The organism is Pseudoalteromonas sp. BZA4 (assembly GCF_040104395.1).
Lineage (GTDB): Bacteria > Pseudomonadota > Gammaproteobacteria > Enterobacterales > Alteromonadaceae > Pseudoalteromonas.
Window position 1 is genome coordinate 79,375 of sequence record NZ_JBECOT010000005.1, and the last position, 26,511, is coordinate 105,885.

General features: G+C 41.7%; 20 protein-coding genes. 12 read left to right on the forward strand and 8 right to left on the reverse strand.

The features are described 5' to 3' along the window. The first annotated feature begins 104 nt into the window (after positions 1-104). The gene (locus ABMY41_RS03770; protein ID WP_289097045.1) at positions 105-1,013 is read left to right on the forward strand and encodes a LysR family transcriptional regulator; all 909 of its coding nucleotides are present in this window, start codon (positions 105-107) and stop codon (positions 1,011-1,013) included. Here the strand turns inward: ABMY41_RS03770 and ABMY41_RS03775 are convergent. The 4 genes from ABMY41_RS03775 to ABMY41_RS03790 form a co-directional block, all read right to left on the reverse strand. Continuing rightward, positions 987-1,283, reverse strand: a complete 297-nt coding sequence (locus ABMY41_RS03775; RefSeq protein ID WP_289097044.1) for a hypothetical protein — start codon at positions 1,281-1,283, stop codon at positions 987-989. The genes ABMY41_RS03770 and ABMY41_RS03775 overlap by 27 nt on opposite strands. Positions 1,284-1,585: 302 nt before the next feature. Beyond that, complete coding sequence (locus ABMY41_RS03780) at positions 1,586-1,900, reverse strand: DNA-binding transcriptional regulator (RefSeq protein ID WP_062565786.1); 315 nt, start codon at positions 1,898-1,900, stop codon at positions 1,586-1,588. After that, positions 1,887-2,219 (reverse strand): type II toxin-antitoxin system RelE/ParE family toxin, encoded by a 333-nt coding sequence (locus ABMY41_RS03785; protein ID WP_175081676.1) that lies wholly within the window; start codon positions 2,217-2,219, stop codon positions 1,887-1,889. The genes ABMY41_RS03780 and ABMY41_RS03785 overlap by 14 nt, the downstream gene beginning before the upstream one ends. Before the next feature lie 229 nt (positions 2,220-2,448). After that, positions 2,449-4,902 carry a prolyl oligopeptidase family serine peptidase gene (locus tag ABMY41_RS03790; protein ID WP_055197292.1) on the reverse strand — a complete coding sequence of 818 codons (2,454 nt, stop codon included), beginning with the start codon at positions 4,900-4,902 and terminating at the stop codon, positions 2,449-2,451. Positions 4,903-5,064: 162 nt separating this feature from the next. Between ABMY41_RS03790 and ABMY41_RS03795 the strand changes: the two genes are divergently transcribed. The 4 genes from ABMY41_RS03795 to ABMY41_RS03810 all read left to right on the forward strand — a co-directional run bounded on the left by ABMY41_RS03795 (position 5,065) and on the right by ABMY41_RS03810 (position 11,031). Continuing rightward, positions 5,065-6,072, forward strand: coding sequence for a substrate-binding domain-containing protein (locus ABMY41_RS03795; protein ID WP_251601583.1), 1,008 nt, complete (start codon positions 5,065-5,067; stop codon positions 6,070-6,072). Continuing rightward, positions 6,069-7,289 carry a glycosyltransferase gene (locus ABMY41_RS03800; RefSeq protein ID WP_349274162.1) on the forward strand — a complete coding sequence of 407 codons (1,221 nt, stop codon included), beginning with the start codon at positions 6,069-6,071 and terminating at the stop codon, positions 7,287-7,289. The genes ABMY41_RS03795 and ABMY41_RS03800 overlap by 4 nt, the downstream gene beginning before the upstream one ends. Before the next feature lie 149 nt (positions 7,290-7,438). After that, positions 7,439-8,665, forward strand: a complete 1,227-nt coding sequence (locus ABMY41_RS03805) for a threonine/serine exporter family protein (RefSeq protein ID WP_082401625.1) — start codon at positions 7,439-7,441, stop codon at positions 8,663-8,665. A gap of 122 nt (positions 8,666-8,787) precedes the next feature. Beyond that, positions 8,788-11,031 carry a CDC27 family protein gene (locus ABMY41_RS03810; protein WP_349274163.1) on the forward strand — a complete coding sequence of 748 codons (2,244 nt, stop codon included), beginning with the start codon at positions 8,788-8,790 and terminating at the stop codon, positions 11,029-11,031. A gap of 51 nt (positions 11,032-11,082) precedes the next feature. On the opposite strand, the gene ABMY41_RS03815 is transcribed toward ABMY41_RS03810, so the two are convergent. After that, the gene (locus ABMY41_RS03815; RefSeq protein WP_349274164.1) at positions 11,083-12,579 is read right to left on the reverse strand and encodes an arylsulfatase; all 1,497 of its coding nucleotides are present in this window, start codon (positions 12,577-12,579) and stop codon (positions 11,083-11,085) included. A 401-nt stretch (positions 12,580-12,980) separates the two neighbouring features. On the opposite strand from ABMY41_RS03815, the gene ABMY41_RS03820 reads away from it, so the two are divergent. The 3 genes from ABMY41_RS03820 to ABMY41_RS03830 all read left to right on the forward strand — a co-directional run bounded on the left by ABMY41_RS03820 (position 12,981) and on the right by ABMY41_RS03830 (position 15,558). Next, entirely contained in the window at positions 12,981-13,772 is a 792-nt protein-coding gene (locus tag ABMY41_RS03820) for a hypothetical protein (protein ID WP_349274165.1), read from the forward strand. A 43-nt stretch (positions 13,773-13,815) separates the two neighbouring features. After that, a complete protein-coding gene (locus ABMY41_RS03825) occupies positions 13,816-14,985 on the forward strand; it encodes a BamA/TamA family outer membrane protein (RefSeq protein ID WP_349274166.1) in 1,170 nt (389 codons plus the stop codon). A 111-nt stretch (positions 14,986-15,096) separates the two neighbouring features. Beyond that, on the forward strand, positions 15,097-15,558 hold the full coding sequence (locus ABMY41_RS03830) for a hypothetical protein (RefSeq protein ID WP_287246245.1): 462 nt from the start codon (positions 15,097-15,099) through the stop codon (positions 15,556-15,558). A 970-nt stretch (positions 15,559-16,528) separates the two neighbouring features. Here ABMY41_RS03830 and ABMY41_RS03835 read toward each other — a convergent pair. Then, positions 16,529-18,049 (reverse strand): aldehyde dehydrogenase family protein, encoded by a 1,521-nt coding sequence (locus tag ABMY41_RS03835; RefSeq protein ID WP_252949920.1) that lies wholly within the window; start codon positions 18,047-18,049, stop codon positions 16,529-16,531. Between the two features lie 177 nt (positions 18,050-18,226). Between ABMY41_RS03835 and ABMY41_RS03840 the strand changes: the two genes are divergently transcribed. Continuing rightward, positions 18,227-19,135, forward strand: a complete 909-nt coding sequence (locus ABMY41_RS03840) for an AraC family transcriptional regulator (RefSeq protein ID WP_252949921.1) — start codon at positions 18,227-18,229, stop codon at positions 19,133-19,135. Here ABMY41_RS03840 and ABMY41_RS03845 read toward each other — a convergent pair. Continuing rightward, a complete protein-coding gene (locus ABMY41_RS03845; RefSeq protein WP_252949924.1) occupies positions 19,125-19,796 on the reverse strand; it encodes a YoaK family protein in 672 nt (223 codons plus the stop codon). The genes ABMY41_RS03840 and ABMY41_RS03845 overlap by 11 nt on opposite strands. Before the next feature lie 129 nt (positions 19,797-19,925). Between ABMY41_RS03845 and ABMY41_RS03850 the strand changes: the two genes are divergently transcribed. Next, complete coding sequence (locus ABMY41_RS03850) at positions 19,926-20,957, forward strand: LacI family DNA-binding transcriptional regulator (protein WP_349274167.1); 1,032 nt, start codon at positions 19,926-19,928, stop codon at positions 20,955-20,957. Here the strand turns inward: ABMY41_RS03850 and gtfA are convergent. Next, positions 20,954-22,426, reverse strand: coding sequence for a sucrose phosphorylase (gene gtfA, locus ABMY41_RS03855; RefSeq protein WP_252949927.1), 1,473 nt, complete (start codon positions 22,424-22,426; stop codon positions 20,954-20,956). The two genes, ABMY41_RS03850 and gtfA, sit on opposite strands and share 4 nt — an antisense overlap. 138 nt (positions 22,427-22,564) lie before the next feature. Here gtfA and ABMY41_RS03860 point away from each other — a divergent pair, with 138 nt between their 5' ends. Further along, entirely contained in the window at positions 22,565-23,785 is a 1,221-nt protein-coding gene (locus tag ABMY41_RS03860) for an MFS transporter (RefSeq protein ID WP_252949930.1), read from the forward strand. A 152-nt stretch (positions 23,786-23,937) separates the two neighbouring features. After that, complete coding sequence (locus ABMY41_RS03865) at positions 23,938-26,337, forward strand: TonB-dependent receptor (RefSeq protein WP_175078781.1); 2,400 nt, start codon at positions 23,938-23,940, stop codon at positions 26,335-26,337. The last annotated feature ends 174 nt before the right edge of the window (positions 26,338-26,511 follow it).

Sequence of the window (26,511 nt, forward strand, 5' to 3'; positions counted from 1 at the left end):
TTTACCTTTGCTTTGGAGTTATTTTGAGCAACCAGTATATTTACACTGCAAAACCAGATAAACCATGTAAAATTGAATTAACTGTTCGTAAATAACAAACAATCATGAATGAACTGAATGCCATGAAAACCTTTGTTCAGGTTGCAGAGCTAAAAAGCTTTTCGGCTGCAGCACTTGCACTGAGCATGCCTAAATCATCTGTCTCGCAGTTGGTCAAACAACTCGAAGATACGTTAGGTGCTCGGCTTCTAAACCGCACAACAAGGCGAGTCACGCTGACCAACGAAGGCACAGTTTTTTATCAGCGCTGCAAAGATATGCTTGCTGATATAGACGAACTACAAACCCTATTTCATAAAAAAGACGAAGCGTTATCAGGGCGTCTTAGAGTAGATATGCCACAGCCAATTAGCAGACGTTTAGTGCTGCCGAATCTAGACAGCTTTTTATCTGCACACCCACAATTAGAGATTGAACTGAGCAGTTCTGACAGACGAGTTAACCTCATTGAAGAAGGCTTTGATTGTGTAGTGCGAGTCGGTCATTTAGAAGACTCATCGCTGATTGCGAAAAGAATTGGCCACTGCCCGATGATTAACTGTGTAAGCCCAGGTTATATTAAAAACTATGGCAACATCACAAAGCTTAGCGATTTAGCCGAGCACTACATTGTTCGCTATAGTCAAACACTCGGCCAACTTGACCCCGGCTTTGAATACCGAGATACACAAGGCGATTGGCAAACCCTGACCATGAAATCACAGCTCACAGTTAACAATACGGATGCCTACAAAGCAGCGTGTTTAGCAGGGCTTGGTCTTATTCAGGTGCCACGTCATGGAGTTCTTGACGAGCTTAGCTGCGGTGAACTTATCCAAGTTTTACCTGACTATAATTTGCCGCCCATGCCTATGAATATCGTCTACCCAAATCGACGTCATTTACCAAGGCGCACCCGAGTGTTTATTGATTGGTTAAGCGAGCAATTAAAACCGATTATCAAGCAAAAATGATAAGCGTTCATCAGCTTTAGATGGCGTTAACTCAATGATTTCAGATTTAACTACATTTTCGATTACAAAAGGATCTTCAGCGACAATTTCTTCGATCTCCTGTTTTGAAACATCGACTGCAATAATGCCGCCGCCTGCGTTAGGCTGCAAGCTTCCAGATAATACAAAAATACCTTTATCAAAGCCTGTCTGAAGCCACTTTTTATGGCCTTCCATGAAATCTTTAGCTTGAGATTTATTATCAGAAAACGTTAGTTGAATTATAAACATTTCATTATTCCTTTAATGTAATACTTGAATTTACTTTCAAAATGCCAGAGCTATTTTAAAAATCATATTTAGGCGCAAGCAAACAATCAAAACCCCACCTAAAGCAATGAATTAACTTACTTTTCTGACTCCCTTTGAGAGTATATTGTGATGATAGAAGTCAGCATTTCGTTAATATCTGCATGCTAACCCTAGCCCTAGCCCTAAGCAGGAAAATAAATGTTAAAGTGTAAACTTGTATTAGAATCTAGATAGAAAAAATAGGTCAAAATCACATGTCTTTATCGAGCATTACTTTGAAATTATAGCTCAGCTATGTGCGAAAGAGTTTCTGGATGACGCTGAACCAGCTTTAGAAGAGTTACTGCTTGCCCATTTGGTGCACTTCGCCCCTGCTCCCAATTTTCTAAGGTGCGAGATGATGTGTGCAGCAAACGAGCAAAGACCCCCCGAGACATATTAAATTGCTCACGAATACTTACAATTTCATCAGGTGAGATGTCTAACTCACTTATGTCGTTAATTTGATGCGTTTTAAGAGTTAACTTGCCCTCTGAGTGCTCTTTAGCCTCAACAAGTGCAGAACTTAACTCTGCAAATAAATCACGACTGCTCATTACGCCAAATCTCCATAAAAGCCTTTAAATGTTTCTTTTGATCTGCTGTTAAATCAGACATTTCACTCTTACCATAAATGGTCAACAAGTAGAAACGATGTTTGTCATCAAGAAAATAATAAACAACACGAAAGCCACCGCGTTTGCCCTTACCTTTGCCAGCAACTCGCACCTTACGTAAACCACCTGTACCTTGAATAACATCACCCTGTTTAGGGTTAGACATTAATTCAGCTTGGAAAACCCTAAACTCTTCATCGCTGAGATACTCGTTACGGTACTTTTCAAATATAGTTGATTCAACAAATACACTTTTCATTGGCAAAGTATACGCAAACAACGTACAGATAGCAAACCTGTACGTGATTAACGTAGTTTTAGTATTTATAGCTAGATATCTTTGCTCGAATTTTCTTGTCGGTATCTGGAATTATAAACATGAACAACATTTCCTCTTATTTGCTTACCGCTTATCTGCGGATAAGAATATGCAAGTAGGCAATACAAAAATCCCCGCTATAAGGCGGGGATTTTTAATATTTTACTAATTACTGAGTAACACCTTCAGCGGCAACTGGCTCTGCGGGTTTTTCATCACTTAATAAGTATTTATCTAACCACTGCTCTTGCTCCCAAAGCACATGCAGCAAGCTCTTACGGGCACGATAGCCATGCGCCTCATAAGGTAACATTACTAAGCGGGCTTCTTTACCTAGGCCTTTTAATGCAGCATACATACGCTCACTTTGCATTGGGAAGGTACCCGAGTTTGGATCTTCTTGACCGTGGATCATCAGCATAGGCTCATTGATTTTCTCAGCGTGGAAAAACGGTGACATAGCCGCATACACATCTTGCGCTTGCCAAAAATCACGCTCTTCACCTTGGAAACCAAATGGCGTTAGGGTGCGGTTGTAAGCACCACTGCGGGCAATACCGGTTTTAAATAAATCGCTGTGCGCTAATAAATTCGCCACCATAAAGGCACCATAAGAGTGGCCTGCAATGGCAATGTTATCTTTATCTGCCACACCTTTTTCAACAAGTACATCTACCGCAGCCTTAGCACTTGCCACCAGCTGCTTACGGAATAAGTCGTTTGGCTCTTTACCATCAACACCCACAATTGGCATTTTCGGGTCGTCAAACACAGCAATACCTTTTGCAAGGTAAGGCATTGGCCCCCAATAACCGATGTAGGTAAATTCATACGGCGACTCACGCATTTGTGACGCAACGGCTTTATCTTTATATTCAAGCGGGTAAGCCCACATTAGAACCGGTAACGGGCCTTGAGTTGAATCATAACCCGGCGGTAAATAAAGCGTACCACTAAGCTCAACACCATCATCACGCTTGTATCGAATTAGCTCTTTAGTTACTCCTTTAAATTCTGGATAAGGGTGCTCAAAAGTCGTAAGTTGAGTCAGGGTTTTATCGTCTAGGTCGCGAATAAAGAAGTTAGGTTGCTCAGTTTTAGATTCTCGAATCGTAATTAAACGCTCGCCTTCATCATCAAGCATGGCACGCACACGCTCATAATATGGCGCTTCTGATTGCCAAATGCGTGTTGTGGTATTGGTTTTTACATCATAACGGTCTAAAAACGGAATATTGCCCTTTTCAGATGCACCATTACCGCGTAAGAAAAGATAGCGTCCGCCAACGACTTTTAATACATCAGCGCCCAAATCATTTTTTTCATAAATTGGGTAACCTGGGTTTTTGTAGGCATCGTTATAGCTGCGCTCAGAAAATAACACGCGATTTTTATCTGCATTACGTGGTTGAATAACAAATGTGCGAACTTGTCGGTCGCTAAAGCGCCATTCAGATAACAGAGCAACATTACCGTTGCCCCAAGTAATTGAATCAAAACGGCGTTCAACTTTAGCAAATAACTTAGCATCACGTTTAAATGGTGCTCTTAGACTATAAAGGTAATCGTGATGAGGCACGTCGGTTTTCATATCACCGCCGTCTTGTGCTTCTGCCCAAATGACTTCAGCGCCTTGATCTGCTCGCCATTGAAATTCGCGGCGACCAGTACGCACACTGTCATAACCTTGTGGAATGTTATCTGCTAAAGGCTGCTTCGCAAGCTCTGCAAGCGTATAGCCACGCATACCCCAAATTTGCCAAGTCGCAGCAAATCGGCTGTAAGGCACTTGATAAGAAAAAGGCTCATCAATCATGCCAACCAAAATATTGGTTGAATCAGGTGAGACCGAAAACGATTTAATTAAGCCCGGTTGACCAATTGGTTGGCCCTGACCACTAAGCGGAATATAAGTCAGCTGGCTTTGCGCAAAAAACTTAAATTGTGCTTCATCATATGGGCTAGTTAACAAGTTTTGATAAGTACGCGCAGGCGCTTTTTCACCACTACTTTGCTGAATAACTGGTACAATCTGCGAGCTGTCGTTGCTGATACGTGCTTTACCAATATTAACCGCTGCATTAGCTACAATGGCGCTGCTATCTGGCAACCAAGTATAAGGCGTGCGCGTTAGCACTGAATTAAGTGGTGTATCACTTAACTGGCGGGCTTGCTTAGTACTTACATTATAAACCCATAAGTTAGCACTCGATGCTTGCTCAACCACAAACGCCAAGTATTGACTATCGCTTGACCAACTTGGTGAGCGTAAAATGCCATTTGGCAAACCAGATACAACAATTTCAGAACCGGTTTCAACATGCTTAAGCACTAACGATGTAAACTTATTACGCACTCGTGAGCGCGAAAAATTAGCAGGATTAAGCTTAATACCCGCAAGTTTCAACTCTTCTTTGGCTAAGTCTTGTAACGTATCGATGCGTTTTCTATCAAATAACGCCAGCCACTGGCCATCATTCGATAAATAACTACTCGGTGCAAGCTTAGCGTCAACCACAGCAGCCAGTGCAGGCGATGGAGTTTGATAACCTTGATTAGCAAAACTGGGTGTGCAAACAGCTGCGCCAATAACTAGCGCAAAAAGCAGTTTAAATGCTTTCATGTTCGTTCCTTTTTCGTTTTTATTTTCGATTCTGTAAACAAGTAGAACATGTTTGCAGCATTTCATAAAGAGTTTCGACCCTTTTGGCAGCCAATCAGTGACTTAAACAGCTAAATTACGCTAAAATAAAAGCACTCTATTCGCCACTTTTTGCTAATAAAAATGAAAAAATCGACAGGCAAAGTCACAATTTGGGATGTTGCTGAACAAGCACAAGTTTCAAAATCAACCGTGTCTTTGGTCCTTACCAACAGTGATAAGGTCAGTAAAAAAAGTAAAGAAAAAGTACTGGCTGCCATTGATAAGCTTGGCTATGTGTATAACCGCGATGCTGCTGCACTACGCAGCAAGCGCTCAAACCTAGTCGCGTTGGTTATAAATGACTTAACCAACCCGTATTCAGCTCAGCTTGCTGTTGGTCTCGAAAAACACATCTTTGAGCTTGGCATGCTGCCAATGCTGGTGAATATTGCGGAGTGTGTCGAAAGGCAAACTCAAGTGGTGAAAACCCTAAAAGAATACAACGTATCGGCGTTTATTATGTGTCCGGCACCGGGGACTGAGCAACAGTGGCAAGATGATTTAATAAATAGTGGTTTTCCGGTTATTAATATCATGCGTGAAATTCCTTTTTCAGCAGCGCCGTGTATTTTGCCTGATAACAAAAAAGGCACACATATTTCGACCAGCCATATTTTATCGCAAGGCATAGAAGAGGTAGCCTTTTTAGGCGGCACTGCAGAAATATCTGATTACCATGAACGTTTAAGTGGTTTTTTAGCTGCGCTTGAGCAGTTTAATATCACTGACGAAAAACCGGTTATTCAAGCACCGACAAACCGCCAAGGTGGCCGAGAAGCCTTTAATACCCTTATAAAACAAGCGCCAAATACCAGAGCCATTGTCTGTTTTAATGATGTGATTGCTTATGGCGCGATTGAAGCTATGCGCCAACATGGCCTAGAGCCGGGTAAAGACATTAAAGTTATTGGCTTTGATGACCTAGAAGATTCCCGCTTAATGCTACCTTCTCTTTCAACCATCGCCATTAATGCCGATGAAATCGGTAAACGCACCTGTCAGGTGCTAAAAGAACTATTAGATAAATCAACACCGCCAGTTCGCACCTTGGTGGATGTTAACTTAAAAATACGAGATTCAAGTCAATGAAAAAAGTGTTAGTGATCGGCTATGTATGGCCTGAGCCTAATTCGTCGGCAGCCGGCACCCACATGATGTCACTCCTGCGCGCCTTTCGTGCAGAAAACTGGCAAGTCGAATTTGCAAGCCCAGCGCAAAAAACCGAACACATGGTGGATCTCAGCGAAGATGGCATTACCACACAAGTAATTGCATTAAACTGCTCTAGCTTTGATGAGTACGTACAAGCGTATAACCCTGATATTGTGATGTTTGACCGCTTTATGATGGAAGAACAGTTTGGTTGGCGAGTCGACAAATACTGCCCTAACGCACTTAAGATTCTTGATACCGAAGATTTACAGTGTCTAAGAAATGCCCGTCACGACGCTCATAAAGCAGGTCGAGCATTCAGCCATAGCGATTTACACAGTGATATTGCCAAGCGAGAAATCGCCGCTATTTTACGCTCAGACATCAGCTTAATTATCTCGCATTACGAGATGCAGCTACTCAATGACGTTTTCAAAGTAGATAACGCCCTACTTCACCACCTACCATTTTTGGTCGATTTGCAGCATATCCCCACCAGCACCAAAACATTTGCAGAGCGCAAACACTTTATGACCATTGGTAATTTTCGTCATGCGCCAAACTGGGATGCAGTGTTATACTTACAACAGATTTGGCCGCTGATCCGCAAACAATTACCCGATGCCGAACTCCACATTTATGGCTCTTACCCGCCACCAAAGGCAACAGCGCTGAACAATCCAAAAACCGGCTTTTTAATCAAAGGCTGGGCTGATGATGCTTATCAAGTGATGGAAGATGCCCGAGTATGTTTATCGCCACTGCGTTTTGGAGCTGGTATTAAGGGTAAGTTACTCGAAGCGATGATCATGCAAACGCCGAGCGTAACAACTCCTATTGGTAGTGAAGGCATGCATCAAAATGAGCCTTGGTCAGGCGCAATCTGTGAAGATGCACAGCAATTTGCAGATGCAGCAGTGGCACTTTATCAAGATGAAGCGTTATTTACTCAGGCACAGCAAAATGGCCAGCAGTTATTGCAAAAATATTATGATAAATCAAAACTTCAGTCGCAATTAATCGCTAAAATCACCGCCATTAGTGAGTCATTAGCGCAGCATAGACAGCAAAATTTTACCGGCCAAATGCTCAAACATCACACCATGCGTTCGACCCAATACATGGCGCAGTGGATTGAAGCAAAAAATAAGTAATTTTGCCGTAAATAACACTAGACATAGCGGCTTTTGTCGCTAAAATCGCGCTGGTCAATTTAAGCGATATAGTCTAGCTATTGGACTATATCTTATTGAATTTTGGTCTATCCTTAACTGAACAATTTAACCTTTGGTTCAAAACGCCTTTGAAAACCGCAACGTTTACTGAAAAACGAAAATTTATCGTGAAGCTTGGCAAAATGCTTCATAAATACGGTACACCTGCATACCGACTAGAAGCACACTTAATGGAAGTTGCGACTTACCTCGGTTTGAAATCATCTTTTGTTATGTCGCCAACATCAGTGACATTTGTTATTTGGACAGATGGGCACGAAGAAGAGTACACCCATGTTGCGCGTGTTGATCCGGGCGATCATGACTTAGGCTCGCTGGCAGATACCGATGACTTAGTAAACAAAATGCTTAATGGCGAGCTGACGCTACAAGAGGTCGATAAACAGCTCGATATTATTTACACCATGCCAAACCCATATAATAAATTTATGACTGGCGTTGCGTTTGCAACCTCAGGTGGTGCATTTGCCATGTTGATGGGTACTAGCTGGAATGATGTATTTTGGTCAGCACTTATTACCTTAGTGGTGTATTTATTTGTACTTTGGTCAACACGCTCTAAACGTGTTGCCCATATGCTTGAACCATTAGTAGCCATTGTATCGGCGATTATAGCCTGTGCTATTAGTGTCTATATTGATGCCCAAATCAACATACGGCTAGTGGTACTTTCTGCCATCATTGTGTTTATACCCGGCTTAGCGTTAGCCCTAGGTTTGGCAGAGTTAGCGGCAAGACATTTAGTATCTGGTACGGCTCGGGTGATGGACTCATTCATGCTTCTGTTTAAACTGTATTTTGGCGCATTTATTGGTATTGGTATTGGTTTTGCTATTTTTGGTCAAAGTGACTTTGTGCAACCTGAGCCTTTACCCAAATGGACAGCTTGGCTTGCTATTTTCATGCTATGTAGCAGCCTAATCGTGATTTTTAGAACCAAGCTAAAACATGCTGTTTGGTCTATTGCATCTGGCTTTATAGCGTATGGTACAAGTATTGGTTCAGCCATGTACCTAGACTACACATTAGGCACATTTGTAGGCGCATTAGCCGTGGGCGTTTTTAGCAACTTATTCAACCGCGTTGTCAATGCTCCAGCCTCTATTGTAGCTATGCAAGGACTAATCGTATTGGTACCTGGTAGTAAAACCTATATTGGCTTGAACTCACTTATTGAAGGCCAAGATTTCGTTTATGCAGACCATATTGGCCAACAAACCTTTTTAATTTTCATGTCATTAGTGGCGGGGCTTATCTTTGCTAACGTCGCGCTGCCACCGAAGAAAAGTTTATAACTTACTAAGCCCGAGTTTCTCGGGCTTTTTTATACCCTCGTTTTAATAAGCCGACTTTGCTTATCAGCAACAAACTGATATAACTCTAAGTGCATGTGGTAAAAATAAAAAGGATTTATTCAGTGATAAGATTGGCTTGGCTGTTATGCAGCTTTTTCGCATTTAATGCGTTTGCAGAACCCCAGTGTATTAACTGTCATCAAAGCCAAGTTGAAGATTGGCAAACATCCCATCATTTTCATGCTATGGAAAAAGCTACTCCCACTACGGTGCTTGGTAATTTCAACGAACAAACCCTTGACTACCAAGGCCAGCAAGCGCGCTTTTATCAACAAGACCAACAACTTTTTATAAGCATGCCAAACCTTGATGGCAAGCTGACTGATTACCCGGTTTTATACACATTTGGCTATGAGCCATTGCAGCAATACATGTTTGATATGGGCCAAGGTCACATTCAGCTGTTTCCATTTGCATGGGACTCGCGCAGTAAAACAGACGGCGGTCAGCGCTGGTTCGTACTGCACCCTGAGCAGAAAAAACACGACCTATTTCATTGGTCGCAAAAAGGCCAAAACTGGAATCATATGTGTGCCGATTGCCACTCAACTGATTTCAAAAAGCAATTTGACCTTAAAACGAATAGCTTTGATTCGAGTTATTCAAGCATTAACGTGAGCTGTAAAGCGTGTCATGGCGATCCACAAGCTCATTTAAAATGGGCTGATGGCGATAGCAGTATTGCCGATAAGGGCTTTACTCATAATATTAAAAAGCAAACTCCGCTGTTTACCCAAAAAGCCGATGGCAGTATGCAAAGCGTGCAGCCTCTGGTAAAAAGCGACCAAGTGCAAGTGTGTGCAACCTGCCATGCTCGCCGCTCACAGCTTGACGACCGCAAAGACCCACATAGCTTTTTACAAAGCTTTCAAGGCTCATTACTCACTCCTGAGCTTTATCATGTTGATGGTCAAGTGTGGGACGAAGACTATGTTTGGGGTTCATTTTTACAAAGTAAAATGTTCAACGCGGGAGTAACATGTAGTAACTGTCATAACCCTCATTCGGGTAAATTAAAGCTACCGGGTAATCAAACATGTACGCAATGTCATAGCCAAGAGGTGTTCGATACGCCGAAACATCACGGTCATAAAGTGGCAAGTGAAGGTAGCCAATGTGTTGATTGTCATATGCCTGCCACCACCTATATGCAAGTTGATGCTAGGCGCGACCACAGCTTTCGGGTACCACGCCCAGACTTAACATTAAAAACCAATGCCCCAAATGCTTGTAATAGCTGCCATGAAGATAAGACGCCGCAGTGGGCGGTTGGCAAAATAAAAGACTGGCATCCACATTCAAAACACCTTGGCACTGCGCATTTTTCTGAGGCGTTTTATGCCGCCGATAACCGTTTACCAAATGCCTCAACCATGCTGACCAAAATCGTGCAAAATAAAGGCTTTCCTGACATTATTCGCGCTTCAGCATTAAGCCGTTTAGCCGCAAGCCCAGATAATAATGCTGTCGTTGCGATTGCTCGCTCAGTAAAAGACAGCGAACCATTAAAACGCCAAGCAGCCATTGAGGCGGCCATGCCATTTGATATCAATCAGCGCTGGCGTTTATTAAACCCGCTTTTAGATGATGAGCATTTACCAATCAGAGCTGAAGCAGCAAGAGCACTTGCAGGTATGTTAACTCAGCCCTTTCCGGCGGGTCTTAATGAGCAAGACAGCAAACGTTTAAATTCAGCCCTTGGTGAGTACAAAGGCATTCAAGAGTACCAAGCAGAGCGTGGCTATTCCCATACCAATTTAGGTAATCTGGCACTCACACTACAAAAGCCAGCGCAAGCTAAAGCACATTACCTACAAGCAATCAGTGTAGAGCCTATTTTTGCTCCTGCTTATGTCAATTTAGCTGATTTATATCGCAACCAGGGCGATGAAAAAGCAGCGCAAGCCATCTTGAAACAAGGCTTAGACGTTAACGCAGAAAGCGGCGATATTCATTATGCCCTTGCAATGAGCCTTATTCGCACAAAACAAAAAGACACCGCCCTTACACACTTACAAAAAGCCGCGCAGTTTGCACAAGAAAATGCAAACTATCAGTTTACCTACGCACTGCTATTACAAGATTTAGGCAATATGCCAGCTGCAATATCAGCCCTTGAGCGCGCTTTTAATCTAACACCGAATAACCCAGATATCAGCTACAGTTTGGCGCAGTGGTATGTGGCAGAAGAAAACTACAGCCAAGCGCTGTTTTATGCCAGAAACCTAGCCCGCTTGGTACCGGGTAACCAGCAAATTGAGCAGTTTGTGAAACAGCTCGAAATGATGAATAGTATTAATCATTAAGCATTAAAAAAGGGCCAAGTAGGCCCTTTCAACTTAACTTATGATTAGTAATTAATGACCATAGTTTAGTGATTTTGCTTTTTCGATTGCTTCATTCACGTTAAGAGACGCTGACTCTTGACGTGGTGGGAACTCTACAAAAGATTGTACATGTTCGTTTAACTTAGCAATGATTGGCTGTAGCAACCAACTCTTACGCATGATTTGGTGGAAACCTGTTACTCCATCATAGTGCTCTAATGGATCTTTACGTAAGTTAAATAGCTTAGGCATGCTATGAGTTACCATGTCTTCGTAATATAAGCCATTTGGTTTAGTCGCAAAGTGCATTTTCCATGGGCCAAAACGCACTGCTGTAAGCTGTGACTCATAGTAATAGAAGAAGAAGTTACGCGCAGACTTATCCGCCTTGCCAGTCCAGTAAGCTAGGTTGTTTTCACCATCAATATACACTTTGTCTGACTTTTTAAGCTTTTCACGTAAGTTCTTTTCACCTAGTGCAGCAGCAACAGTTGGGAAAACATCTTCATGTGAAGAAATACCATTTAGCTTTAGGCCTTTAGGTATTTTGTTTGGCCAACGAACTAAGAAAGGCACACGCACGCCCCCTTCCCAGGTTGTCATTTTTTCACCGCGGAATTCAGTTGTACCTGCATCTGGCCAGCTTGATTGCTCAGGGCCATTATCACTGGTGTAAATAACAATTGTGTTATCGGCAATTTTTAGCTCATCAAGTTTATCAAGCAGCTTGCCAACATGGCCATCATGTTCAATCAGGCCACTACCAAATACGTCTTCTTCAGAGCTAATACCCGTCGCTAAATTACGGCTTTCTGGTTTTAAGTGTGTGTAAACGTGCATACGACTAGACGCATGCCAAATAAAGAATGGCTTTTTCGCCTTAACTGCACGTTCCATAAAGTTAAGTGAGCGCTCTAACACTTCTTCGTCAAAGGTTTCCATACGTTTGCGAGTAAGCGGGCCTGTATCGATAATTTTGCCATTGGCGTAAGATTCGATAACACCACGTGGACCAAACTTTTTCACAAACTCAGGATCTTTTGGGTAATCCGCTTGTTCAGGCTCTTCGGATACATTGAGGTGATACAAGTTACCGTAAAATTCATCAAAGCCATGCTTTGTTGGTAAGTGCTCATCTAAATCACCTAAGTGGTTTTTACCAAATTGCGCAGTCATATAACCGCGATCTTTTAAAAATTCAGCTAAGGTAGGATCGGCTTCTTTAATACCGAGAGGGTTACCCGGTTGGCCTACCGTTGTTAGGCCTGTTCGAATTGGTAATTGCCCCATTAAAAACGCAGCACGACCCGCTGTACAACTTGGTTGTGCATAGTGATCTGTAAACAATGCACCTTCGTTAGCAATGCGATCAATATTAGGGGTTGGGTAGGTCATACCGTGCGAGTATGCACTGAGTGAGATTGGCGCAACGTCATCAACCATAATGGCTAATACGTTCGGTTTATCTGCTGCTAGGCTTACCGTTGAAACCAAGCCGCAAATAGCCGCCGCTATTAGTTTTTTCATAAATCATCCCTTTTCATTAATAGTACCATTTGCTCTATATGAGCAGCATTCAGTATAGATTAAAAAACAAACCAGTCTAGTCTCTAAAAGCGGCAAAAACGATTTAAATCAAATTTCCACAAAAATCACACATTTTCATTAACCAGTTGATAAATTGATATAAATTGTTACTAAAGTGCTTTTTGAGAGCTTCGTTGTATTTGCTGAGGCTTGTTCGATTTTTGTTCTCGCCTTTGTCACTATTTTTATGCTATTTTTATGCTATTTTTATTTTAGAAAAGAATAAATTGATGCCTCTTTAGAGGCTGAAGTCGAGAATTTATTAAGCTAAAAGCACCTAATTTCAACTTATATAAACTAAAAAAACACTAATTTTTCAAACTTTTGTGTAAGGAAAACACATGACTTCTCTTCGATTCCCCTCTTTACTAACGCTTATGATTGCAGCCTCGAGCCATGCGGCTGAGCAAAAAGAAGTACAAGACATGTCAGACCCTCTGGCCGTTTATACTCAAGTAGGAGTTGGCGCTACAAATAAAGGGCTCAATTTCAAAGTTGGCCAAGCATACGATACGGGCATAGCAACAACTGCCGGCATGAATGTGATTGAAGTAAAAGGCATATATGGCGATGCGCTAGGCTGGGAAAGCGATAGCAAAACGACGGATTCAATTGACTCATTTCGCTTTCGAAACTTCTCTGTTGATTTAAGCACTATGAGTGCAACACAGATTGATGCCAACTATAACCTAAATGCCAACCTTGTTGCTGACGAAAGCATGGATGTTTCGTATAGCTATATAAAAGCACTAAAACCTATGGGGCGTTTTACATTTTACCCGTTAGCTGGTGTGGGTGCATCGCTCGGTGAAAATACACTAGAAGATGATGGTAGTCGTGACAGTGGTTATTCCATTATGGGAGCCTATGGTTTAGTGGGTATGTACGCAAAAATAACCATTAACGATAAAATTTGGCTTAACTACAATCCATTTTGGCTGACAACTATCGGCGGTAGCGATAACTATAAAGACCACTACTACGGTCTAAACCAAAGCCATATTTTGACTCATGAATTTGCAGCAAGTTACCAAATTAACCCGCGTATGAATCTACGCTATTTCGCAAATTGGAATGAAAACGTTGACTTTATGGATGGCGATCATCGTCTCGAATTTAATTATCAGCTATAAATTAAAATTTGAAATAACAAGAAACAACAAGGTAAGGGATTAAGTGAAAAAAGTTGTATTAATAACTATGCTTGCAGCAAGTTTGTTAAGCACACAAAGCTTTGCATCAAGTTACGATGAATATGCAATAAAACCTGCAGAGCAGCAATTAAGTAATCAACAGCAAAAAGTTGATGAGCCCATTTCATTTTTACCTATTCCAACTTTTATTACAGAGCCAGCTGTAGGGCCGGGGCTTGGTGTTGTTGGCCTTTTTTTTCATGACAACGAAAAGAAAGCCAAAAAGAAGAAAAAAGAAGGCTCTACCCTGCCACAAAGCATTAGTTTAGTAGGCTTTATGGGTACTAAAAATGGCACCAAAGGCGGTGCTGTTGGCCACATTACCTTTTGGGATGAAGACCGCATTCGCTATCAAGGGATTGTTGGCTGGGCGAGTATAAACCTTGATTTTTATACCTTCGACGAGATCAAGCTACTCACGCCATTATCACTGAATATTGAAGGCCCAGCGGTGTTTCAAAACCTTAAGTTGCGCTATGACGACAGTAACTTCTTTTACGGCTTTAAACAGATTTATCGAAAAGTAGAAATAAGCTTAGCCGAAAACCCTATCGAAGATTTTCTACTCGAAAACAATATAATCAAGGACCACCTTTCACTTGATGTAAATACGTCAGGTATTGGTCCATTAATAGAATACGATAGCCGAGATAACCCCCTTAACCCTGAGCGAGGCTTTAACTATAAGGCTGAGTATTTATATTATGATGAGGCAATTGGCAGTAAGGTTGATTACACGAGCTTAAAGCTTACCGCCTTAAATTACTGGCGTTATACCGATAAATTCAACTTTGCACTGCGCATGCAGTATGACTCAGTTAACAACCGTGGTGAAAAACGCTTACCGGTTTATATTCCGCCAAGTATTAGCCTTCGCGGTGTGTCTGCAACTCGCTATCAAGGTCTCGATGTATTTGTTACCGAAGCAGAAGCGAGCTATAAAATCACTCACAAAATAAAGCTCAATGTGTTTACTGGTATGGGCTGGGCAGCCGATAACTTTTCTGACTTATCGAAAGCTGAAACCATTGATACTGTAGGTGCAGGCTTTCGCTATTTAATTGATGAACATTACGGTATTAGCATTGGCTTAGATGTAGCCCATGGCCCTGAACAGAATGCAATTTACATTCAGGCGGGTTCTACTTGGTAATCCAAACTAATACTTTTGTTATTATTTTAACAATCAATTAAACCTAAAGATTGAATTAATTTATTTCACTGCTATCATCAATAGCTCAATAAATATTCAGGGATTGAACGGATGCATAAAAAAGTATCAACCAACCATTATCCATTCAAAGATTTTAAACCCCATGGTCTTGTCGAATTTTATCAGCGTGAACGTACGCTACTAACTACTGCCACAGGGCCTTTCAACGAAGAGATTATTGACGCGCATTCTTTTATGCAAAAAGATTACATCAACAAACTCAGCGCTGATTATGGTCAATGGTTTGAGTTGGTTGAGTTTGAAAACTCATGCATGGCAACCCCCGGGGCGCTTGAAAAACTAATGGTGTATTTTGTTGAGCTTCGACGTAAAGGTATTGCGCCGGCCAAAACAGCCTTAGTCATAAAAGAAGGGCTTGAAGGCGGTAGTTTGCTTAGCGATACCTACTGCAATTTGTATAAACGAGCTGGCATGGTAATGAGTGTATTTAAGTCAAAAACAGCGGCCCTAAACTGGTTAGCAGAAGAGCCTGTTACTGAATTAGCTTGTTAATACCATTTATTTAAAAAGTGTTGCTCTTCTTCACGTAAGGTCAACACTTCAATTCCCTCCCTCAGGGGTCTAACAAACTCTTTGCTAAAGATACTGCTTAATTACAACTCGGCTATCATTTGAACAAGCACAGGCACATTGTCCTGGCACAATCACATAAACAGGTCTAGTAAACTGACTGGCGTTTTTTGACAAGTTTAAAGGTGAGTGATGAGTAAAGCGTCACGCGTTTCATAAAAATCCATTTTAAGTAGTTATTATGTTTAAAAAACACCCTATTTAATCACTAAGGCATTGTTGTGGCAATAAAAAGTACTTCACATGCTAATAGATTAAAAAAATTCATCTATCAGGTTTATTTTAATCGTTTGTCGGTTTAGAAGGATTACTCTAAAGTTAACCCATCAGCGCTTTTAAGCTAAACAGCTTCACACCATTGAGAGTGTTTGCGCTAACCGAATTGTTGTCACAAAAAGTCTAGCTTGTGTGTTCTCTGGGCTTTTTATATACCGAGTTACTGCACACGCGGTAACTCAACCAAATTGTTGTCAAAAGCTTAGCTTGTGTGTTCTCTAAGCTTTTTTATTCCGAGTCATTGCACTTGCGGTGACTCAACAAAATTGTTGTCAAAAGCTTAGTTTGTGTGTTCTCTAAGCTTTTTTATTCCGAGTTACTGCACACGCGGTGACTCAACCAAATTGTTGTCAAAAGCTTAGTTTGTGTGTTCTCTAAGCTTTTTTATTCCGAGTTCATTGCACACGCGGTAACTCAACCAAATTGTTGTCAAAAGCTTAGTTTGTGTGTTCTCTAAGCTTTTTTATCCCGAGTCACTGCACTTGCGGTGACTCAACCAAATTGTTGTCGAAAAGCCTGGCTTGTGTGTTCGCCGGGCTTTTTTATACCCGCTATAAAATAAAAACGCCACTAGACGTGGCGTTTGGGTAGTTTCGACAACAATAAGAAATTGCTTTTAAAAGAAGCCCAGTGGATTCTCACTGTAACTTACTAATAGGTTTTTAGTTTGTTGGTAATGATCAAGGGCGAGTTTATGTGTTTCGCGGCCTATACCTGACTTTTTATAGCCGCCAAACGCAGCATGCGCTGGGTACATATGATAGCAGTTGGTCCAAACACGGCCCGCTTCAATCTTACGACCAAAGTGATAAGCACGGTTCATGTTTCGACTCCACACACCAGCACCTAAACCAAATTCTGAGCTATTAGCAAGGGCTAATGCTTCGTCTTCATCTTTAAAAGTCGACATTGAAATTACCGGCCCAAAAATCTCTTCTTGGAACACGCGCATGTCGTTAGTGCCTTTTAATAGTGTAGGTTGAATGTAGTAACCGCCGTTAAACTCATCAGACAGTTGCTCCACTTCGCCGCCAGCGAGGACTTCGGCTCCTTCTTTTTTACCAATTTCGATGTAGCTTAGAATCTTATCAAACTGAGCTTGTGATGCTTGAGCACCCACCATGGTTTCGGTATCAAGTGGGTTACCCCGTTTAATTTGTAAAGTTCGAGCAAGAACACGCTCAATAAATTGCTCGTAAATATCTTCTTGAATAAATAAACGCGATGGACACGTACACACTTCACCTTGGTTAAAGTACGCAAGTACGGCTCCTTCAATCGCTTTACTCAAAAATTCATCGTCTTTTTCCATTACATCGTTGAAGAAGATATTTGGCGATTTACCACCTAGCTCTACCGTCGAAGGAATAATATTATCAGCAGCACATTTTAAGATATGTGAACCCACTGGCGTTGAACCAGTAAAGGCAATCTTAGCAATTCGAGTACTGGTTGCCAGCGCTTCGCCCGCTTCTTTACCATAGCCGTTTACCACATTTAGAACACCTGCAGGCAATAAGTCACCAATCACTTCAAGTAGCACTAATATAGATGCTGGCGTTTGTTCAGCTGGTTTTAAAACAATACAGTTACCCGCAGCAAGGGCTGGTGCAAGTTTCCATGCAGCCATCAACAATGGAAAGTTCCAAGGAATAATTTGCCCTACTACACCTAGTGGCTCATGAAAATGATAGGCCACCGTGGTTTCGTCTATCTCACCGATTGAACCTTCTTGCGCGCGCACACAACCTGCGAAATAGCGAAAGTGATCAGCCGCTAAAGGCACATCTGCCGCAAGTGTTTCACGAATTGCTTTACCGTTATCCCAGGTTTCGGCCACTGCCAGCATTTCTAGGTTTTGTTCAATACGATCGGCAATTTTTAATAAGATATTGCTACGCTCGGTGACCGACGTTATTCCCCATGCCGCTTTTGCATCGTGGGCTTTATCAAGTGCCAGTTCGATATCTTCTTTTGATGAACGAGGTACTTTACAAAACACTTTACCGTTTACTGGGCTAATGTTTTCAAAGTATTCTCCTTTTACAGGGGCAACCCACTGGCCACCAATATAATTCTCATACTGCGCTTTAAAGTTAACTTTTGCGCCTTCACTACCTGGATTTGCATAAATCATAATGTGTTCTCTCTTCAAATTGTTGTGTTTTATTTAGCATTGACTAAATTATGCAGTAGGTTATTGTTTAATGAACCGCTAACAATTGAAGTTAGCTCAGTTACTGAAAACACACTTGATTCCTAGTCCAGACTTTTTGACTATTTGTCCAGAATTTAGGACGACAGCGAGGCAACAATGAACACATCAGTTAGTAACAGAAGTTTAGATAAAAAACGACAACGTATTGATGTGCTTATTGAAAATAAAGTCAGTTTTGCGGGCGAACATGCGGAATTAAGTATTTACGACACCTATTTAGATGCCCAAAAAGTGGCGTTACATTCCACTGAATTATTATTTTGTGGCATGATCAGCGGTAAAAAAATCATGCATGTTGCCGACAGTGATTATCATGAAGAGTTTTTACCAAACCAATCATTTGTACTTGCCCCAGAACAAGGGGTGCTAATCGACTTTCCCAATGCATCTCTCAATCAGCCAACAACCTGTTTAGCGATTGAAATCAGTACCGATAAAATAAGCCAAGTAGTTGATGCGCTTAATTTTAAGCAGCAAATTACCCAGGATGACTTTTTCCAATATCAAGCCAAGTTAGTGCACGCCCAGCATAATCCGCAAACTCAACAACTGCTGGAGCGAATGATCACCCTGTTTAGTGAAAATGAACAACACCGCGATTACTTAATTGATTTATCACTCAATGAACTCATAACCCGTCTGTTACAGCAGCAAAGTCGAGACTTAATGATAGCAAGTTGTAAGCAAGGCAAGCTCGCAACCCCATTAAGCCATGTAGTAAGCTATATAGAACAGCATCTTGCTGAGAATATTGATATTGATGTGTTATGTAAGATAGCCTGTATGAGCCGCAGTAAATTTTATCAGCAATTTAAGTTAGCCTTTGGTGTTACGCCCGCTCTTTGGCAACAACAATTACGCTTACAAAAAGCGTATAAACTGCTCGAAAAAGGGGAGGCGATTAGCCAAGTTTGTTACCAATTAGGCTTTAATAACCCAAGCCATTTTAGCCGTGTGTTTAAACAAGCCTTTGGCGCAACACCTAAAAGTATCGCTAACCATTAAGTTCTGGATTGCGATGAGAATAAACACGATAGGTCAAGGCAAGTAAAATACAAATAGCACTAGGCACATAAAGCGCCGCAAAGCTCATTTTTGCAAATAACCATGCCCCTGCTAAGCCGCCAAGAATAAACCCTAAAATGATTAGGCCGAACAGTTTAGTCTTACGTTTATCAAGCGCTTCGCCACGTAAAACCCGACCAAACATAATACCTAAATCAGTAAAGATACCCGTTACATGGGTGGTACGAACAATTGCACCACTGTAAGTTGTTGCTAAGGCGTTTTGTAAACCACATGCCGCAGAGGCCAAAAAGTGCCCGTAACCCGAGCCATTAAACAATAACCAAAGTGCGCCCAGTAAAAGCCCTGCTTCAATCAATAATGCCGTGTCGTAATGACGACCTAGTTTAAGTGCTGAACTATGCAGCAAGAACCCAGCAATACCAGACCCAACTAAAAATGACAGTAATACACCTAATAAATGTAAAGCATCAAGGCTATTGCCATGCATGAGGTCTGCGCCAAGCAAGGTTGCAGTTCCTGATAAATGCGATACAGCTTGATGCTCAAAGCTAAGTAAACCAACTGCATTCACACACCCAGCCACCAGCGCTAAAATAAATGCGCCAATCTCAACCCATTTTGGTAACTTAGAAATCACTCGCTATTCGCCTTTTTCTCACACTCGTACTCATTCTTTTATGGTACGCCTATTTTTATGACTAAAAACACTTTTTTTCGACTCTTTATATGGTAATTTACCATTAAGTAAATCGATTAAGAACCTACAATGACAAAGCCAAAAAGTTGGACGCTGAAAAGTATTGCCCAAGAGTTAGGCGTTTCAAATGCCACCGTATCAAATGCGTTTAACCGCCCTGATCAATTATCAAAAGCACGCCGCGAAGAAATTTTGGCTGCCTGTAAAAAGCTCGGCTACTTTGGCCCTAACAAGGCGGCGCAATCATTACGCCGAGGCACCTTTAATATTGTTGCTCTAGTGCTACCAGACAGCGTTGAATATATGGTATCAGATCCGGTTGCTAGCAGTTTTATGCGCGGTGTATCAGCAGTGCTCGAAAAAAATGGTATTAACCTTTTATTATTTTCTGGTAACAGCGATAACCTTAATAGCGTGGTCGATTTTGTTGATGGCTTTATTTGTTATGGTCGCCCTCGTAACAAGCAACTTGTGGAACAATTAAAACAGGTCGCAAAACATGTGGTAACGGTTGATTTTAATATCGGTCGCGATGCCTCTGTAAACGTAAATAACCAACAAGCCAGTTTCGATATTGCCAAGCATGCACTACAAAAAAATGATGATCGGGTTGCTATTTTAGGCCTGCGCTTACTCGATAACGACGTATTATGCCGAGTATACGAACATCATGAGTTTGAAGCCGGTCAGTCAATTGCTCATCAACGACTGCGCGGTTATCACCAAGCAATCAGCGATGCTGGCATCACCCTTGGTGAAGATAGAACATGGAATATTCCAGAAAGCAGTGAACGCTTTGCCAGCATTGCCGCCAAAGAAGCACTTAGCAGCACACCAAGACCAAACGTGTTGTTGTGTATGAGTGATTTAATTGCCCTTGCCGCCATGCGCGAAGCATTAAAAATGGGCTTATCTATTCCTGAAGATGTCAGGATTGTTGGCTTTGATGGCATAGATGAAGGCCAACGATTTGTGCCAAAACTCACCACTGTCCATCAAAATAGTGAAGAAAAAGGCCGCATTGCTGCGACCTTGTTTCTATCGAAAGAGCAGCAAACAGCCGAAATCGACTATCAACTGCAATTGGGTCAAAGTAGTTAAGCTAAAAAGTCAGCCAAATCAACAATGCTTTGTTCGCCATCTCGGTGATCGACAATGATCACTTCACGGCTAGCGAAGTCAACTTTTAACTCGATTGAGCTGGTATCATCATGCCAGCTTAAACGACACACACTGCCTTCACCTTTCGCAATAAACTCACCGTTAAATGCTGGATGCTCATTACGTAATTGAATCAGCTTGATCAACCCTTTCACCACAGGTTTAGCAAGCGCAGCATCAATGTCTTGCGCATCTAAGTAAGGGCGATTGATATCACGACCTACATTGGTGCGAGCCAATAATTCCATATCGTTTTCACAAGCGAACAGGCCACCATAATAAACTTGTGGAATACCTGGCGCGAAGAACTGTATTGCACGCGCTAATAAGTAATCAAAGTCATCTGCGCCCAAGGCATTATAGTATGTGCAATTAACTTGATATAAATCGACATTACTTGCTGCTGCACCAGTTGCTAGGCGGCTTTGCCCTTCACTCTTTTCATGAATGGTTTCAACCAAGTTATCAATTTCTGCTGCATTTAATAAACCCGGTTTATCACCCATTGGGCCTGCGTCAATGATGCCAATGCCATCATGAGTGTCGAGTACCGTTAAACAGTTACGCGGCGAAATAGTTAGCCAATTCAGTAAGGCTTGCGCATCATTGCTAAACAAGCTGTGTAAAATAAGGGGTGGTAAAGCAAAGTCATATACCATATTTACACGCTTTGCGACTTCAACTTGAGTTTGAAAATGGCTATGGATCTCGGCAATGGTTTCCATACCCGCTTCATTTGCTTGCGCCGAAAGCTTATTTAAATACTCAAACGTTTCGTCCAACATAAAGCAATTTGTGCCAGCTTCTTTAATCGCATAGCCTGCTGCATCTAAACGAATAATGTTGACATTATTATCAGCAAATTTGCCAAGCACCGTATTTAAATACTCGATACCCGCCGTTGATTTCACATTAATATCAATTTGGTTATCGGTAAATGTGGTCCAAAAATCATAGGTTTTGCCATCACCACACGCGATAGGTGTAAAGCAGCTACCCGGACGCGGACGGTAAATCGCTTGTTGCTCAGCCTCAGACATGCCATTTGGGAATACATCGTCTTTAGTTAAAAATAAATCCCAAAATTCAGATTGCTTGCCTTTCGCAAGTACATCTTTAAATTGGAAAGATTGTGCTGAAACATGGTTAACAATTAAATCAGCCATAAGGTCATAGTTTGCACCAAGCACGTTAATATCGTCCCAGCTACCAAGGCGCGAGTCTACTTCACTATGATCAATAGGATCAAAGCCAGCATCACTGCCATCAATCGGATTATAAAATGGCAACAAATGTACACCTGCAAACACATTGTTAAGTGGGCCATTTAATAAATTACTTAATTCATCAATACCTTGACCGGTAATACGGTCTGCGTAGGTGATTAATTGCACTTTGTTGTTGATCATAATTGTTAATACCAAGTTGAAACTTAATCGATTAAGATATATCTTTAACCACGACAGCAAATTATTCAAGCAGTTTTTATAGTTTTTATACACTAATATACATAGTAAAGGCGCAGACCTTTCGGTGGGGATACAATAATGAATAGAACACACGATCCTTTGCAAACCATTAGATGGCTGACATACATGATGTTTTTTATGTTTGCGATGACCTCTGATGCGGTTGGTATGATCATTCCTGAGCTTATCGAAGAATTTAATTTAAGCATGACCCAAGCCAGTGCTTTCCATTATGCACCTATGGCACTTATTGCTTTTAGTGGCCTGTTTTTAGGTTTTTTGGCCGACAGTTTTGGGCGCAAACAAACCATCATGTTGGGGCTCGGCATATTCACCATTTGTTGTTTTCTGTTCGCCGTTAGCAGTAGTTTTAGCATATTTGTAGTGTTACTTAGCTGTATTGGCCTTGCTATTGGTTTATTCAAAACAGGTGCTTTGGCGCTGTTAGGTGATATTTCTAAAAACAATTTAGAACACACAAAAACAATGAATTTGGTCGAAGGCTTCTTTGGTGTTGGCGCCATTGTAGGCCCTGCCCTTGTCAGCTTTTTAATCACCCAAAAGGTAAGCTGGACCTACCTTTACGTTATTGCTGGGGTTTTATGTTTAATTTTAACCTTAATTGCTTGGCGTGCAGATTATCCAAAACCTAAAAAGCTTGAAGAACACGCCAAACCGGCCTCTCTTGCAACCACCATGAGTATGATGAAAAACCCATATGCACTTGGCTTTTCTTTAGCGATTGCCCTTTATGTTGCAACCGAAGTGGCTATTTATGTGTGGATGCCTACTCTACTTGGCGATTACAACGGCCCTTGGCAATTACTGGCAACCTATGCACTGACCTTGTTTTTCATATTACGCGCCGCTGGGCGTTTCTTAGCGGTGTGGCTGCTGAATCACTTCAGTTGGCAAGCAGCGATGCTGTATTTAAGCTTAGGAATTGCACTGTGTTATTTAGGCTTAATCTTCGGCGGCGTTGATTGGGCGGTATTCTTACTCCCTTTATCTGGGCTATTCATGTCGATGATCTACCCAACTTTAAACTCAAAAGGTATTTCTTGCTTTGCGGTACAACAGCACGGTGCAGTTGCTGGTGTTATTTTGTTTTTTACTGCCCTTTCTGCGGCAGCAGGCCCATTATTAATGGGTGTGATCAGTGACTATTTTGGCCACATTCGTTACGGCTTTTATCTCGCAACAGGTTTCGCATGTTTACTGTTTTTAGCCATGCTATATAACTACTTACGAAACCCTGCTGAGCAAGCTTTAGCGCAGCACAGTGCATTAAGCCACTAAATAAAAATCGTTAAAAATCAATTATCGAACATAAATCGTGCAAGTTTTTCGCTAAAAAGACTTGCACTGTGTAAAATTATTGTTATCTTTACTTAATCGATTAAGATAGCAATTTAGACAACAAACCATCTGGGATTGAGACGAGGCACATTATGACAACACACAAACATGCCCTTTACACATTAAGCGCGCTTGCATTAGCAGTAAGCCAAAACTTACACGCCGAAGAGCAAGCACAACCTGAGGCTAAAAAAAGCGGCCTTGAAACAATCGTTGTAACCGGTGTACCACGCCGTACAACCATCATGGCATCAAGCTCATCGGTTAGCAGTGTTACATTAGCTGAAATTGAAGTATCAACACCTCGTTCTACTGCAGAAGCATTTAGAACAATCCCGGGTGTTCGTTCAGAATCAACTGGTGGTGAAGGTAACGCAAATATCGCGGTACGTGGTTTACCGGTTGCATCGGGCGGTGCTAAATTCTTGCAACTACAAGAAGATGGCTTACCAGTTATGCAATTTGGCGATATTGCCTTTGGTAACGCAGACATTTTCATGCGCTTAGATTCAACAGTGCAAAGTGTTGAATCAATCCGTGGTGGCTCAGCATCAACAGCAGCAAGTGATGCCCCAGGTGGTATCATCAACTTTATTTCAAAAACGGGTGAGAACGAATCAGGCAGTGTATCGACCACGGTAGGCCTTGATTATGATTCAATTCGTACAGACTTTGAGTATGGTACGTATTTAAACGACAGTGTGCGCTATCACATTGGTGGCTTCGTTCGCCAAGGTGAAGGTCCACGTGAAACCGGTTATACATCAAATAAAGGTGGCCAAATTAAGGCAAACCTAACTAAAGAATTTGATGCTGGTTATGTTCGTGTTTACTTTAAACACCTCGATGATAAGAGCGTAGGTTACCTACCTATGCCTATGTACTCAGATGGCGATTCAATCCCAGGTTTTGATGCACAATCAGATACGCCGCATTCAGCGCTTTTCACACAAACTCTGCGTTTAAATGGTGATAACCAAATCAGCACAGGCGATATGACCGACGGTATGAACCCAGTTGTTACCTCAGTGGGTTTTGAAGCTGCATTTGATTTAGAAAACGACTGGCGCATCGAAAACCGCTTTAGAACATCATCAGTAAGCGGTAACTTTATTTCTCTTATTCCAGCTGAAGTTGCAAGCGCAAGCTCTATTGCTTCTAGTATTGCTGGTGATGGTGCATCGCTTGTTTATGCAAATGGTGGTTCAGCAGGCGAAGCCTATGGCGATGACGATTTAGCAATGCGTATTCATACATTTGATGTAACGCTAAACGACATGGGTTCAATTGTTAATGACCTTAAGCTCACTAAGTCGTTTTCTGATGAAACTAGCGTTACCTTTGGTTACTTTGCTTCAAGCCAATCGATTGATATGTCGTGGCTTTGGAACTCATATGTTATGGAGCTAAAAGGCGACAACGCTGCATTACTTGACGTTTACGCTGCGAATGGCGACAGCTATTCAGATAATGGCTTGTACGCTTATGGTACACCTTACTGGGGTAACTGCTGTCAACGTAACTACGATACAGAGTACGAAACTCGCGCACCTTACATTAACTTAGCCACTAAGTTTGGCGATTTAAGCATTGATGCAAGTGCTCGCTATGATTCAGGTGAAGCGCGTGGTAACTACGCAGGTGCAGTAACATCAACAATTGATATGAATGGCGACGGTACTATCTCAATTCCTGAGCAAAGTGTTGTTGGTATTGATAACGCGAACCCAAGCATTGTTAACTACGACTGGCACTACAGCTCATACTCAATTGGTGCAAACTACCAAATTGATCCAAGCTTTGCGACTTTTGCCCGTTTAAGTAAAGGCGGCCGCGCAAATGCAGACCGCTTACTATTCGGTAAAGTAGAAGCAGATGGTTCGGTAGCCGAAGCCGATGCAATTGATGAAGTAAACCAATACGAAATCGGTGTGAAAAAACGTTTTGATTCGCTATCAGTATTTGCAACAGCATTCTACGCAGAAACTGAAGAGCAAAACTTCGAAGCAACATCACAAAAATTCTTCGACCGCGAGTACGAAGCAAAAGGTATTGAGGTTGAATCAACCTACTACGTAGGTGATTGGGATTTCCGTGGTAACTTTACTTGGACAGACGCAGAAATTGCTAAAGATGCGTTATCGCCAGAGTTAGTCGGTAATACACCACGTCGTCAAGCTGACCTTATTTACTCATTAATGGCAACTTACAACTTTGATAAAGGTGCTGCTGGTCTGAGCTTTATTGGTACAACAGATGCTTACGCACAAGACAGTAACGACCTTGAGTTTGATGGCTATACACAAGTGAATGGTTTTGTAAGTTACAATCTGTCTGAAAACTTAAGTCTATCGCTTAACGTGAACAACCTGTTCGACACCGTAGGTATCACAGAAGCAGAAGAAGGCTCAGTACCAGATAACGACATTATCCGTGCCCGTACTATTAACGGCCGTACAACGTCGCTTACTTTAAAATACTCTTTTTATTAATTACTCTCCTCCCTCGTTTTAGCCCAGTTTTTACTGGGCTTTTTCGGCTTTAATAACCAATTTTTTCTACTACACTTAATCAAATAGTCGTAATTACCACCATTCTAATAAAAAACACTGATAATAAGTTAATACTTTGATCTATAATCAGCATGGTTAGGTATTAACCATATA

What these genes read in the sequence shown, in the direction of transcription:
- ABMY41_RS03770 (WP_289097045.1), top strand. Translation starts at nt 105, where the DNA reads ATGAATGAACTGAATGCCATGAAAACCTTTGTTCAGGTTGCAGAGCTA.
- ABMY41_RS03775 (WP_289097044.1), bottom strand. Translation starts at nt 1,283, where the DNA reads ATGTTTATAATTCAACTAACGTTTTCTGATAATAAATCTCAAGCTAAA.
- ABMY41_RS03780 (WP_062565786.1), bottom strand. Translation starts at nt 1,900, where the DNA reads ATGAGCAGTCGTGATTTATTTGCAGAGTTAAGTTCTGCACTTGTTGAG.
- ABMY41_RS03785 (WP_175081676.1), bottom strand. Translation starts at nt 2,219, where the DNA reads ATGAAAAGTGTATTTGTTGAATCAACTATATTTGAAAAGTACCGTAAC.
- ABMY41_RS03790 (WP_055197292.1), bottom strand. Translation starts at nt 4,902, where the DNA reads ATGAAAGCATTTAAACTGCTTTTTGCGCTAGTTATTGGCGCAGCTGTT.
- ABMY41_RS03795 (WP_251601583.1), top strand. Translation starts at nt 5,065, where the DNA reads ATGAAAAAATCGACAGGCAAAGTCACAATTTGGGATGTTGCTGAACAA.
- ABMY41_RS03800 (WP_349274162.1), top strand. Translation starts at nt 6,069, where the DNA reads ATGAAAAAAGTGTTAGTGATCGGCTATGTATGGCCTGAGCCTAATTCG.
- ABMY41_RS03815 (WP_349274164.1), bottom strand. Translation starts at nt 12,579, where the DNA reads ATGAAAAAACTAATAGCGGCGGCTATTTGCGGCTTGGTTTCAACGGTA.
- ABMY41_RS03820 (WP_349274165.1), top strand. Translation starts at nt 12,981, where the DNA reads ATGACTTCTCTTCGATTCCCCTCTTTACTAACGCTTATGATTGCAGCC.
- ABMY41_RS03830 (WP_287246245.1), top strand. Translation starts at nt 15,097, where the DNA reads ATGCATAAAAAAGTATCAACCAACCATTATCCATTCAAAGATTTTAAA.
- ABMY41_RS03835 (WP_252949920.1), bottom strand. Translation starts at nt 18,049, where the DNA reads ATGATTTATGCAAATCCAGGTAGTGAAGGCGCAAAAGTTAACTTTAAA.
- ABMY41_RS03840 (WP_252949921.1), top strand. Translation starts at nt 18,227, where the DNA reads ATGAACACATCAGTTAGTAACAGAAGTTTAGATAAAAAACGACAACGT.
- ABMY41_RS03850 (WP_349274167.1), top strand. Translation starts at nt 19,926, where the DNA reads ATGACAAAGCCAAAAAGTTGGACGCTGAAAAGTATTGCCCAAGAGTTA.
- gtfA (WP_252949927.1), bottom strand. Translation starts at nt 22,426, where the DNA reads ATGATCAACAACAAAGTGCAATTAATCACCTACGCAGACCGTATTACC.
- ABMY41_RS03860 (WP_252949930.1), top strand. Translation starts at nt 22,565, where the DNA reads ATGAATAGAACACACGATCCTTTGCAAACCATTAGATGGCTGACATAC.
- ABMY41_RS03865 (WP_175078781.1), top strand. Translation starts at nt 23,938, where the DNA reads ATGACAACACACAAACATGCCCTTTACACATTAAGCGCGCTTGCATTA.